The organism is Streptomyces muensis, from assembly GCF_021474425.1.
GTDB lineage: Bacteria > Actinomycetota > Actinomycetes > Streptomycetales > Streptomycetaceae > Streptomyces > Streptomyces muensis.
In genome coordinates this window covers 1-12,014 of record NZ_JAKEIP010000250.1, presented here as the reverse complement: position 1 = coordinate 12,014, position 12,014 = coordinate 1, and the positions used below count along the sequence as shown (strand labels likewise).

Here is a 12,014-nt window from a genome sequence, read left to right as displayed (position 1 = left end):
CGCCCCACCCGCTCACGATTCCGGGACAGCCACTCCTGCGGGCCCCCCGCACAAGCCTCCCCGTCGAACCGCCCATGCGCCCCGAAGTCCCGCCCACGCAGCCCATCCGCCGGCGTCCACAGATTCGCCGGCCCCACCTGCTCCCCCTCCTCACGCTGCGCCTCGAACCCGGTCCGCGCCAGATACCGGTCCAGGAACCCGGGCACGACGGCGTTGGCGACCAGCGTCGCCACCGTCGAACCCCCGACCCAGTACTCCCGGCGCCGCGCATGCCCGGCCGCGTGCACGATCGCCCGCGCCGCCACCTCCGGCTGGTACACCGGCGCCACCGGCCGCGCCCGCCCTGGCAGCCGGCTCAACACCCAGTCGAACTGCGGGGTGTTGAGGGCCGGCAACTGCACCATCGTCGTCCGCACCCGGCTCCCGTCGCGGAGCAGCTCGCACCGCAGCGACTCGTTGAACCCCTGGATCGCGTGCTTCGCCCCGCAGTACGCCGACTGCAAGGGAACCCCGCGGTAGGCGAGCGCGGAGCCGACCTGCACGATCGTGCCCCGGTCGCGCGGCAGCATGTGCCGCAGGGCGGCCCGGGTGCCGGACACGTAGCCCAGGTACGTCACTTCGGTGACCCGACGGAACTCGTCCGGGGTGATCTCGGTGAACGGCGCGAAGATCCCGGCGAAGGCGTTGTTGACCCAGACGTCGATGTGCCCGAAGGCGTCGACGACCTGCTGGGCGGCGTCGTCGACGGCCTTGGCGTCGGCCATGTCCACGGTGACGACTAGGGCCTCGCCGCCGGCCCGCTGGACCTCGTCCGCCGCCGCGGCGAGACCCTCGCGCCCCCGGGCGAGCAGCGCGACCCGGTCGCCGCGCGCGGCGAAGGCCAGGGCCGCGGCCCGGCCGACGCCACCGCTGGCCCCGGTCACGACGACGGCCCTGCCGTGCTTCGGCAGGGCGGCCCTCTCCCGCAGCCCGACCACCGGCGTCACGCCCGGTGGTGCGGCTGCTCGGGGTCGATGTCGTCCGGATGCGGCGGCCGCGCCTCGGAGGCGTCAGGCGTCGTGCCGGGCGGGCCGGCCGGCATCGGCGGGTACGGCATGCCGAGCCCGCCGGGCGGCGCCGTCGGCGCGCTGCCGCCGAGGGTGTGCTCATGGACGGCGTCCGGGGCTGCCGCGTGCTCCGAGGGGCGTGCCGCGCCGCGCAGGGCATACGCCACCACGCCGAGGATCGCCGCGGTGATCAGCGCGGCGGCCCAGTCCGGCAGTCCGGTGGCCAGGCCGAGGCCGAGGGCGAGCGCGAGGGCCGCGCCCGCGTACAGGGCGACGGCGCCGGAGCCGGCGTAGAGCATGGCCCGACGGCGCTGCCTGCGCGTCTGCTCGCGCAGTTCGTCCCGCACGGTCTCGCGCGCCACCTGCGCCAGCTCGTCGACCAGTTGCCTGTCCAGGTGCTCAAGATGATCCAAGCGGTCCATGGCGCCCGGGTACCCGTACGGGAGTACGCATAACGCGCTCCGTCACGGCCCGTACCGGCACGTGAGCCCCGCAGCGGGAGTGCGGGGATCGCGTGAAACGATCTCCCCGGCCGGGTGCCCCCTACTAGGCTCGTCCGTATGGACATCCTGGGAACCACGCTGCGCGTGTGCGTCGACGACCTGGAGAGGGCAGTCCCCTTCTACGAACGGCTCGCGGGCGGCCAAGCCCTCCGTTTCGAACGCGGTGGCGTCCAGGTGGCCGCGGTCGGCTGCTTCCTGCTGATGAGCGGCCCGGAGGCCGAGCTGGAGGTGCTGCGCAAGGTCGCGGCGACGATCGCGGTCAAGGACGTCGACGAGGCTCATCAGGTGCTCACCGAACTGGGCGCGCACGTCATCGCGGGGCCGGTGGCGACGCCGGTGGGCCGCAACCTGATCGCGATGCATCCGGACGGGGCGATCTACGAGTACGTGGACCGTCAGGGCTGATCGTCAGGACCGGTCCAGGGCCGCGACGATGATGTCGGTGAGCAGCGCCCCGGCCGTGCCCTCCGGGTCCAGGTCGGGGTCGTAGATGGTGACGTTGAGCCCGACGCAGTGCGGGGAAGCGAGCAAGGGTCGTAGCAGTGCGACGAGTTCGTCGGGTGTGAGCCCGTCGGGGTCGGGGCTGTCGACGGCGGGCATGACGGTCGGGTCGAGGACGTCGGCGTCCAAGTGGACCCAGAAGCCGTCCAGTTCCGGGATCTCGAAGGCCTGCCTGGTGACCGAGGCGAGCGACTCGGCGCCCCATTCCCGCAGGTCGCCGACGGTCACCACGGGGATCTTCAGATCGGCGAGCTCGGCCCGGTCCTCCTCGAAGCAGTCGCGGATGCCGAAGTAGCGCACGTCCTCGTCCCGCAGATAGGGCCGGAGCCCCTCCAGGTTCGTCAGGTCCTCCTGCCCGCGCCCGGTGGCCAGGGCGACCTCCTCGCCGCCCGCCGCGCCGACGCGGTCGGAGTTGCCGGGGTGCCGGAAGTCGGGCGAGGCGTCGAGGACGGCCAGGCCGTGCCGGCCGATGCGGCGCAGCGCGAGGGCGGCGCCCAGGTTGATGGAGCAGTCGCCGCCCAGGACGAGCGGGAAGTCCCCGGCGCGCACATGGCGCTCGATGCGGTCGGCGAGCTTGGAGGTGTAGGAGGCGAGGGCGGCCGCGTTGAAGACGCCGTCTCCCTCCTGCCAGTCCCCCCGGTCGTACCTCGGCGGCACCACGACGCCGCCTTCGAGGGCCCGCAGCCGCTGTACGATCCGCTGTTCGCGCAGGGCACCGGCGAGCTTGTAGCAGCCGGGCACGGTGCCGGGGGCGGGCGGGCGCAGGCCCAGGTTGGAGGGTGCGTCTAGCACGACGATGTTCGGCATGCGCTCCATCCTGGTCGACGGGGCACCTGCCCTCAACGTCAATTCAGTTGCTCGCGTGCGGAGCGCCGCGCATCTCGGTGGTGATCGCCCACCGCTCGTGATCCCGCCAGGCCCCGTCGATGAAGAGCATGTCCGGCGAGAAGCCCTCCAGGCGGAACCCGCAGGCGCGGGCGAGGGCGATGGAGGCGGTGTTGGCGGGCTGGACGTTGATCTCCAGCCGGTGCAGCCGCAGCGGCCCGAAGGCGTGGCCGACGACCAGGTCGAGGCCCTCCCGCATCAGGCCGCGCCCGGCCGCGTGGGCGAAGGCGCCGTAGCCGAGGGCCCCGCTCTGGAAGGCGCCCTGGACGATGTTGTTGATGTTGATGTACCCGGCGATGCCCCCGCCGTCGTCCTTCGCGCAGACCAGGAACCCCGCCTTGCTGGGATCCTCGATCAGCCGCCCCGCGTAGGCGGCGTACGCCGCGGCACCGTCCGGCGGGAAGAGCCAGGGCCGGTGCAGTTCCCTGCTCTCGCGGACCCGCGCCGTGAACTCCGCGCTGTCCTCGTAGGTGAAGTGACGTATGCCCACGCGGGGGCCTTCGGCGAGGTAGCGGGTCGCAGGGTGCGGCATCGCGCCAGCCTACGACGGCCGCTACCGGCGCCGGCCCATGAAGTACGCCCCGACCAGCGCGCCGATGACCCCCATGGCGAGCAGCGCCAGCCACAGCGGCATCGTGACCAGGGGCACCAGCAGGCGGATCTCGGTCTCGCGGGTGTTCTCGAAGATGAAGACCAGGGCGAGGCCGAGCAGCACCAGCACGGTGATCCCCTTGGGGGTCAGCGCACCGCGTCGGCCGCTCTGTGTCCCGCCCGCCTTCCTGCCGCTCTGCGACGTCGTCTTCGCGGTCATATGACAAGGATGCTCCGGGGGACGCGATCACGCACGGTGAGCGAGGCCCCGCAGGTTCAGCCGACCACGGGCAGCTGGATCACCCCGGTGTCCCCGGGCGAGCTGACCACGGTCACCGGCTTGATCCCCCGGTTCCCGAAGTACGCGTCGTCGCTCGCGGCGATCACGAACCGCAGCCGGTGCCCCTTCTCGTACCGGTGCACGATCCCCGGCAGGGTCACGGTGAAGCTCTGGGTGACGTCGGGTACGCGGACCGGTGCGACGAGCCGGTGCACCAGCGTCTTCGTGCCGTCGGGCGCGATGTCGTACAGCTTGGCGAACAGCACCAGCTTGTCGGCGGCGTCCCCGGAGTGCTGGGTCCGCTCGGCCTTCGGGGAGACGACCTTGAGCGTGGCCCGGGGCGCGCCGACGACGTCGGTGGTGCGGGTGAGGGGCTCGCTGGTCCAGCCGAGGTAGGTGCCCGGGGTGTCGTACGGCGCCGGGTCCGGGATGCCGAGGGCTCCGGCGAGTGAGCTCTCGGAGTGGCTGGTGGGGACGAGCCAGTTGGTGTACGTCCGGCTGCCGCGGGCGACCTTGCGGCGGTTGTCGACGAGCTTGCCGTCGCCGGAGAGGTAGAGCGTCCGGCTGGGCGCGGGGACGCGGTCGGCGGTGGCGTAGGTGCCGTTCGGGTCGGTGATCCAGTCGCGGTAGTAGGCGAAGGCCGGTCCGGTGTCGATGTTCTTTCCGCCCAGGTAGCGGTCGAACCAGGCGAGGATGCGGCGACCGACGTAGCTGGTCTCCAGGTTGCCCTGGGCCAGGTTGAGTTCACCGGCGGCCGGGTCGGTGAGGCCGCCGCTGTGGCCCCAGGACTGCCAGATCATCTTGGCCGGCGTCCCCTGGGCCTTGAGGGTCTGGTACGTCGCCGTCGCCTCGTTGAGGTTGAAGAGGCTGTCGGCCTGGCCCTGGACGAGGAGGGTGGGTGCCTTGACGCGGTTCAGGTAGGTCACCGGCGAGACGCTGCGCGCGTAGGAGAGGAGCTCGGCGGTCTGTTTCGCGGGGTAGCGGCCGGAGTTGAGGGTGCGGACGGTGTCGCAGGCCTTGGTGACGAAGTGCAGACAGGCCAGGGAGTTGATGCGGGAGGGGTCGAGGCTCGGCTGGAGCAGGGGCTGGCCCTCGCCTATGAGGTAGAAGCCGTTGGCCCACTGCCATTTGAAGGCGCCGGGCACGTTGCCGCCGGGTATCGCGTTGTTCGGGTCGAGGGAGTAGGCGAGGTCGTTCCAGGTGATCATCGGCACGAGCGCGTCGAGACGCGGGTCGACGGCGGCTGTGGCGAGCTGGATGGCGCCGCCGTAGGAGCCGCCGAGCATGCCGACGCGGGGATCGCCCGGGGCGTCGAGGGTGACGAAGTCGGCCTTGGTGCCGTCGTCGGCGGCCCGGCTGCCGCCGAGGAAGTCGATCAGCCGCGCGGCGGCGACGCCGTCGATGGTGGGGTCGTCGAGGGAGATCAGGCAGCCCGACCTGCCGAAGCCGAGCCCGGAGTAGACGAGGGAGACGTACCCGCGCTGGGCGACGGCCTTGCCGATGGCGTCGGTGGAGCCGTCGGACTTGCTGCCGCCGAAGCCGTTGGTGGCCAGGACGGCGGGTGCCGGGTGGGCGCGGTCCACACCCGCGGGGCGGTAGAGGTCGGCGTCGACGGTGCAGGTGCGGCCGCCCGCCTGGACGGTGAACTTCAGGGCGGTGACGGTGAACTGGCCGGTCGCGGCGGCGGCCGGGGCGGTGAGCGTGAGGGGGACGGTGAGCGTGGCGCCGAGAAGGAGAGCGAGCGGGGTCAGGGCCTGCCGCCCTGAGAGTCTGAGCACACGACGGGACACGGAGACCTCCACACGGAAGCACGTTGGAGACAGCCCTGTTTACCGACCAGTAAGTACTGGCCGGTTGTCATGGTGTGACACGTGTCAGACGGGGTCAATCACCGGGAAGAGGGTTTCTTGACGGAGATTCAGTGGAGAGGCGTCAGCGCATGGCAGGCTCGTCGAGGCTCAACTCGCCCGCTTCGGCGTCGAGTTCCGCGCTCACGCCGAAGGGGATCGTCAGCGCGCCCTCGCAGTGCCCGAAGCCGAACTCCTCCACCACGGGCACACCGAGGCCGCCGAGCCGGTCGAGGAGGACAGGGCGCACCGCGTCGTACGGACCGCATCCCGCCCAGGACCCGAGCGCGATCCCGGCGGCCCCGTCCAGCCATCCCGTGCGCAGGAGTTGGGTCAGCATCCGGTCGATGCGGTACGGCTGCTCGCCGATGTCCTCCAACAGCACCAGCCCGCCCCGGGCGCCGGTCCGGGCGTGCGGGGTGCCGAGGTCGGAGGTGAGCATGCTCAGACAGCCGCCGAGGGTGACGCCACGCGCCCGTCCGGGAACCATCGCCGTACCCCCGGAGGGGATCACGCGGACCGTCTCCGGAGCGAAGAGCGTGGCCTTCAGGTGCTCCTGCGCACGGGCGTTCTTGACGAAGTCGACGCCGGCCGCCGCCGGTCCGTGCAGGGTGACCAGGTCGAGTCGGGTGGCGAAGGCCTGGTGCAGCACCGTGATGTCGCTGAACCCGACGAACACCTTCGGCCCGGCCGCCCGCATCGCCGTCCAGTCGAGGAGGTCGACCATGCGCTGGGCGCCGTATCCGCCCCGGGCGCACAGCACGGCGTCCACGGCCGGATCGCACCAGGCGCGCTGGAGATCGGCGGCGCGGTCGGCGTCCGTGCCCGCCAGGTAGTCGAAGTTCCCGTGCCGGTCCAGCACATGGGGTGCCACCACCGGGTCGAGGTCCCAGCCGCGCAGCACGTCCAGCCCGGCCTCCAGCCGCTCCTCCGAGACGGGTCCGCTGGGCGCGACGACGGCCACGCGGGCACCGGGGGCGAGGCGGGACGGCCGGACCAGGGGCCGTACGGGCTCGGTCACTTGGCGAGCTCCAGCGTCGGGATCCCGGGCGGATTCAGCCCGAAGACCTGGGCGTACAGGGAGAGTTCGGACTCCAGGACGCGGATCATCGTCTCCGCCCGCCGGAAGCCGTGGCCCTCGCCCTCGAAGGCGATGTAGGCGTGCGGCACCCGGCGTCCCTCCATGCGGGCCAGGAAACGCTCGCACTGGGCGGGCGGGCAGATCACGTCGTCCAGGCCCTGGAGCAGCAGGAACGGCACGGTGAGCCGGTCGGCGTGCGCGGCGGGTGAACGCTCCGCGTAGCGCGCCGGCACCTCGGCGAGCGGGCCGACCAGTGACTCCAGGTACTGCGACTCGAAGTCATGGGTCTCCCCCGTGCCCCAGCCGGCCAGGTCGAGGATGGGGTACAGGATGGTGCCGCAGGCGTAGACGTCGGTGGCGGTGAGCGAGGCCGCCGCGGTCCAGCCGCCCGCGCTGCCGCCCCGGACGGCGAGCCGGTCCCGGTCGGCGGTGCCCTCGTCGGCGAGGGCGAGCGCGACGGCCGCGCAGTCCTCGACGTCCACCACGCCCCACTGCTCGCGCAGCCGGTCCCGGTACGCCCTGCCGTACCCGGTGGAGCCGCCGTAGTTGACCTCGGCGACACCGATGCCGCGCGAGGTGAAGTAGGCGATGGCCAGGTCGAGGACGAGGGGCGCCCGCGAGGTGGGGCCGCCGTGCGCCCAGACGACGAACGGCGGCGGTGTGTCGGCGGGGGCCACGCAGCCGGGGGTGTGGGGCGGGTAGATGTGGGCGTGGATGTCGTGTCCGGCGGGGCCGGTGAAGGTGCGGATCTGGGGCTCGGGGTAGTAGGCGGGGTCGACGGCGTCGTCGTGCTCGGCGCCGATGACCCGGGCCCGGCCCGTGCGGGTGTCGAGTTCGACGACCTCGTGTGCGCTGCGCGGGCTGGCGCCGACGGCGACGATCCGCTCGCCGTACACCGCGAGCGTGGGCTCGAACTCCGTCCAGGGTCCGGCCGCGTCGACGATCTCGCCGGTCTCGGGATCCAGCACTCCGAGGGCCGTCGACCCGCGGCCGTGCACCACGGCGACGAGTCCGCCCGCCAGCGGGGCGAACCAGCGCAGGCCCGGCTTCCACAGCGGCCCGCCGAACTCCTCCTCGCGCGGGCACAGGGGTACGCCGTCGCGGTAGAGGTTCCACCAGCCGCTGCGGTCGCTGACGTACAGCAGCCGCCCGTCGGGCGCCCAGTCGGCCTGGGCGATCGACTCCTTCGGGCCACCGGCGACGGTGCCCGGGACGCCGAGGGTGCCGTCGGCGCCGACATCGGCGACCAGCAGTTCCGTGCCATCCCACGGCATGCGCGGATGGTCCCAGGCGAGCCAGGCCGCCCGCCGCCCGTCGGGTGAGATCCGCGGCCCGGTGACGAACCGGTGCCGGTCGTCGGTGAGTTCGCGTACGGCGTCCCGCTCCTCGGCCGCCGAGCCGTCCAGCGGGACGGCGGCCAGGACACGCCGCACGTCGGCGGGCCCGTCGCCGGTGAACTCCTCCAGTACGCACCACACCTCGCCGAGTTCGAGCCGCACCTGCGGCTCCGCCCAGCGCAGTCCGCCGCCCACCGGCGACACAGGGGTGAGCGGACGCGGCTCGCCGCCCTCCTCGTACCGGTAGAGCCGCTGGTCGGCGAAGTCGACGAAGACCACGAGGGGCCGCCCGTCGACCACCACGCCCGTCCAGGGCTGTCCGCCGTACTCGACGACCCGGCTGCGCACGTTCCACGGGGCGGCCAGCACGGACTCCTCCGTGCCGTCGGCCCGTCGCCGTACGAGGGTGCGCCGGCCGCCTTCCGTGGGCCGTGGCTCGGTCCACCACGCCTCGTCGCCGACGAAGCCCACCCACTCGGGGTGCCCGTCGTGCGTGGCGGCCATGGCCGCGTCGATGGGCGAGGGCCAGGAACCGTACGCCAGCGTCCGCACCGTCTCCCCCATCTCGCCTAGGCCGTCCGCAGGAAGCGGTCGAGGACCCGCACGCCGAAGTGCAGCGCCTCCACCGGCACCCGCTCGTCGACGCCGTGGAACATCGCCCCGTAGTCGTAGCCCTCCGGCAGCTTCAGCGGGGAGAAGCCGTAGCCGGTGATGCCGAGCCGCGAGAACTGCTTGGCGTCCGTGCCGCCGGGCATGCAGTACGGCACGACGTGCCCCTCGGGCGCGAACTCCTCGACGGCGGCGCGCATCCTCGCGTACGTCGGCGAGTCGACCGGCGACTGGAGGGCCACCTCGCGATGGTGGAACTCCCAGTCCACGTCCGGCCCGGTGAGTTCGTCGAGGGTGGCGCGGAACTCGTCCTCCATGCCGGGCAGATAGCGGCCGTCGACGTAGGCCACGGCCTCCCCCGGGATGACGTTGACCTTGTAACCGGCCTCCAGCATCGTCGGGTTGGCGCTGTTGCGGACGGTCGCCTCGACGAGCTTGGCCGCCGGGCCGAGCTTGTCCAGCAGTACGTCCACGTCGTCCAGGTCGGCCTCCAGGCCGTACAGCGCGGCGAGTTCGGTGAGTCCGGCGCTGACCGTCGGGGTCAGCCGCAGGGGCCACTCGTGGGCGCCGATGCGGGTGACGGCGGCGGCGAGGCGGGTCACCGCGTTCTCCCGGTTGGGCCGGGAGCCGTGCGCGGCCCTGCCGCGTGCCGTCAGCCTGACCCAGCCGGTGCCGCGCTCCCCCGCCGCGATCGGGTAGAGCTGCCGCCCGCTGCCGTCGTGCACGGTGAACGCGCCGGACTCGCTGAAGCCCTCGGTGCAGCCCTCGAAGAGGCCCGCGTGCCGATCGGCGAGGAAGCCCGAACCGTCCTCGGCGCTCGCCTCCTCGTCGGCGGTGAACGCGATGACCACGTCCCGCCGCGGCCGTACGCCCTCGCGGACCCAGGCCCGGACGACGGCCAGGATCATCGCGTCCATGTTCTTCATGTCGACCGCGCCCCGGCCCCAGACCACGCCGTCGCGGATCTCCCCGGAGAAGGGGTGCACGCTCCACTCGGCGGCCTGCGCGGGCACCACGTCCAGATGACCGTGGACAAGCAGGGCGTCCGCCGACGGATCGCTGCCCTCGAAGCGGGCGACGACGTTCGTACGGCCCTTGGTGCGCTCCAGCATCGTGGGTTCCAGGCCCGCCTCGGCGAGCCGCGCGGCCGCGTACTCGGCGGCTGGGCGCTCCTGGCAGTCGCCGCCGCCCCGGTTGGTCGTGTCGATCCGGATGAGGTCGGAGGTGAACGTCACGACCTCGTCGAGTGCCTGCTGGTCAGCCATACTGCTCCTCCACCGCGGCCGAGACGATCGTGGTGACCGCCTTGAAGGTACGGATTCCCTCGTACATGCGCTCGCTGGTGTACGCCACCTTTCGCTCGCCGACACGTTCGACACCGGGGACGACGGTGGCCGCCATCGCGAGGTGCTCCGCGTCGAACTCCAGGGCCACGGTGAACGGCCCGTCGTCCGCCGGCACCCGGCGGACCGCCAGCGCGGCCGCCTCCTTGGCGGCGGCCCTGATGTCGGCGGCGGTCCTGGCCGGCGTACGGCACACGGCGGCGTAGCGCGAGACATGGTCCTTGACGGCGACCTTCAGCGCCTCGGGCGCGTACCCGAGGGCGTCCTCGCAGGCCACGTCGTCGCCGGTGACGAGCACGACGGGCACCCCGTACTCGGCGACGACACGCGCGTTCAGCAGCCCCTCGCTCGCCCGTACGTCGTTCAGCCACACCCCGGTGATGGAGTTGGCGAGATACGTGTGTGCGAGGACGCCTTCCATGCCCGCGCCCGCGTGGTAGCCGACGAAGGCGATGCCGTCCACGTCGCCGTGCTGCACGCCCTCGACCATGGACAGCGCCTTGTGCCGGCCGGTGAGCATCTCCGCGCGCTCGTCGAGCCGTTCGAGCAGCAGGTTGCGCATCGTCCAGTGGGCCTCGTTGATGACGACCTCGTCGGCGCCGCCGTCGAAGAACCCCAGCACGGCGGCGTTGACGTCCGAGGTGAACATCCCCCGGCACCGCTCCCACTCGGGCGTCCCGGGCAGCACGTCGGCCGGCCAGGTCACGCCGGTGGCGCCCTCCATGTCGGCACTGATCAGGATCTTCATGAGGCTTCACGTTACGCGTCGGCGAGGGAACTTCCTACGATCGGACCGGCCGCGCCCGGCCGGCCTTCCGACGCGCTGCCGCCGCCCGTGCCCGTCGTCACCGCCAGCCGGTGTCGCCGCTGACCGGGGACAGGGAGGGCCGTGACTGGATCTTCGTCTCCGAGAAGCCGTACTTGTCGAAGACGGCACGGTCCGGGATCGGCCGGTAGCCGTACCACGCGTCCCAGATGTAGGCCCGCGAACTGCCGCCCTCCCTGGCCAGGAACCCGTTGGCCAGCTCGTGGGCCTCGTCCCACGCGCAGTCGGCGAAGACGCTGCCGCTGACGACGGCGACGCCGTTCCAGTCGTCCCAGAGGTTGAAGTAGACGGTCGCGTCGGGGACGTAGTAGAGACGGTTGCCGGGGCCGACGAGGTAGACGCGGTCGTGGTGGAGCGTCTTGAAGCGCTGTCCGGGAACCGGGCAGACGGTGTTCGCGGACGAGGGAGCGGACGCCGGGGGCGAGGAGCCGTCCTGACCCGGTTCCGACGACCGGCCGTCGACCGTCGACACCAGGGCCGGTCCGACGGCGTCGGGCGAGGACGCGCGGTCGCAGTCCGGCCAGTCGCCGAAGCCCTTCGTACGGCTCCACAGCCGGTGGGCGGCCTGAATGTTCCACTCCGGGTCCATCGCGTCGCGCGGTGTGCCGCCGAGTTTGCGCAGCGCGGCATCGGAGATCTGGAAGACGCCCCAGTTCCGGGTGCCGTTGGTGTTCGGCACGACGTGGAGCGGATCGAGGAACGACTGGCAGTCGGCGAGGGCGACCGCGTCGTCGGGCGCTTCGCGGAACACCTTGCGGACCCGCTGCCGCACCTTCCCGGGCGGCCAGGTGTCCATCCGGCTCTTCGCGGCGTAGAGCGCCTTCTTGGTCTCCTCGCCGACCACCCCGTCGGCGTCGATGCGCGACAGCGCCTGGAACGCCGTCACCCGACGCAGCGTCTGCGGGCCGAAATCACCGTCGACGTCCATCTCGGCCCCGGCTCGTGCCAGCAGCCGCTGCACCTCCCGTACGCAGGCGCCGCGCTGGCCCAGACCGACCGGTCCGGCGCACTCCGCGGACAACAGCGGGCGTTTGTCGTCGTCGGCGGTTCCGCCACCGGGTCCGGTTCCGGTCACGGCGGCGATGCCCCATGCCGTGGCTCCCAAGGCCAGGACGAGCGCGAGGGCCATGAGGGCCGGTGATTTGACGGGGTGCCGGGGCGGGCT

General features: G+C 72.5%; 12 protein-coding genes. 1 reads left to right on the top strand and 11 read right to left on the bottom strand.

Features of this window, described 5'->3' with window-relative positions; genetic code table 11:
• On the bottom strand, positions 1–986 hold a 986-nt coding region (locus L0P92_RS35920; RefSeq protein WP_234767254.1), incomplete at its 3' end, for an SDR family oxidoreductase.
• Complete coding sequence (locus L0P92_RS35915) at positions 983–1,468, bottom strand: phage holin family protein (protein WP_234767253.1); 486 nt, start codon at positions 1,466–1,468, stop codon at positions 983–985. The genes L0P92_RS35915 and L0P92_RS35920, both read right to left, overlap by 4 nt.
• 138 nt (positions 1,469–1,606) lie before the next feature.
• Between L0P92_RS35915 and L0P92_RS35910 the strand changes: the two genes are divergently transcribed.
• Positions 1,607–1,954: a VOC family protein gene (locus tag L0P92_RS35910; RefSeq protein WP_234767252.1), complete on the top strand. Its 348-nt coding sequence runs from the start codon at positions 1,607–1,609 to the stop codon at positions 1,952–1,954.
• Between the two features lie 3 nt (positions 1,955–1,957).
• Here the strand turns inward: L0P92_RS35910 and L0P92_RS35905 are convergent, their stop codons facing one another.
• From L0P92_RS35905 to L0P92_RS35865, 9 genes are all read right to left on the bottom strand, one after another.
• Entirely contained in the window at positions 1,958–2,857 is a 900-nt protein-coding gene (locus tag L0P92_RS35905) for an arginase family protein (RefSeq protein ID WP_234767251.1), read from the bottom strand.
• Between the two features lie 43 nt (positions 2,858–2,900).
• On the bottom strand, positions 2,901–3,467 hold the full coding sequence (locus L0P92_RS35900) for a GNAT family N-acetyltransferase (protein WP_234767250.1): 567 nt from the start codon (positions 3,465–3,467) through the stop codon (positions 2,901–2,903).
• Between the two features lie 21 nt (positions 3,468–3,488).
• Complete coding sequence (locus L0P92_RS35895; protein WP_234767249.1) at positions 3,489–3,746, bottom strand: LapA family protein; 258 nt, start codon at positions 3,744–3,746, stop codon at positions 3,489–3,491.
• A 56-nt stretch (positions 3,747–3,802) separates the two neighbouring features.
• Entirely contained in the window at positions 3,803–5,584 is a 1,782-nt protein-coding gene (locus L0P92_RS35890; protein WP_372497387.1) for a CocE/NonD family hydrolase, read from the bottom strand.
• 154 nt (positions 5,585–5,738) lie between these two features.
• Complete coding sequence (locus tag L0P92_RS35885) at positions 5,739–6,674, bottom strand: S66 peptidase family protein (protein ID WP_234767247.1); 936 nt, start codon at positions 6,672–6,674, stop codon at positions 5,739–5,741.
• Positions 6,671–8,635 carry a S9 family peptidase gene (locus L0P92_RS35880; RefSeq protein WP_234767246.1) on the bottom strand — a complete coding sequence of 655 codons (1,965 nt, stop codon included), beginning with the start codon at positions 8,633–8,635 and terminating at the stop codon, positions 6,671–6,673. The genes L0P92_RS35885 and L0P92_RS35880 overlap by 4 nt, the downstream gene beginning before the upstream one ends.
• A gap of 5 nt (positions 8,636–8,640) precedes the next feature.
• Positions 8,641–9,945: a M20/M25/M40 family metallo-hydrolase gene (locus L0P92_RS35875; RefSeq protein WP_234767245.1), complete on the bottom strand. Its 1,305-nt coding sequence runs from the start codon at positions 9,943–9,945 to the stop codon at positions 8,641–8,643.
• Entirely contained in the window at positions 9,938–10,771 is an 834-nt protein-coding gene (locus tag L0P92_RS35870; RefSeq protein ID WP_234767244.1) for a M55 family metallopeptidase, read from the bottom strand. Before L0P92_RS35870 ends, L0P92_RS35875 begins: the two co-directional genes overlap by 8 nt.
• A gap of 97 nt (positions 10,772–10,868) precedes the next feature.
• Positions 10,869–12,014, bottom strand: a 1,146-nt coding sequence (locus L0P92_RS35865; protein ID WP_234767243.1) for a peptidoglycan-binding protein, incomplete at its 5' end; no start/stop codon positions are given.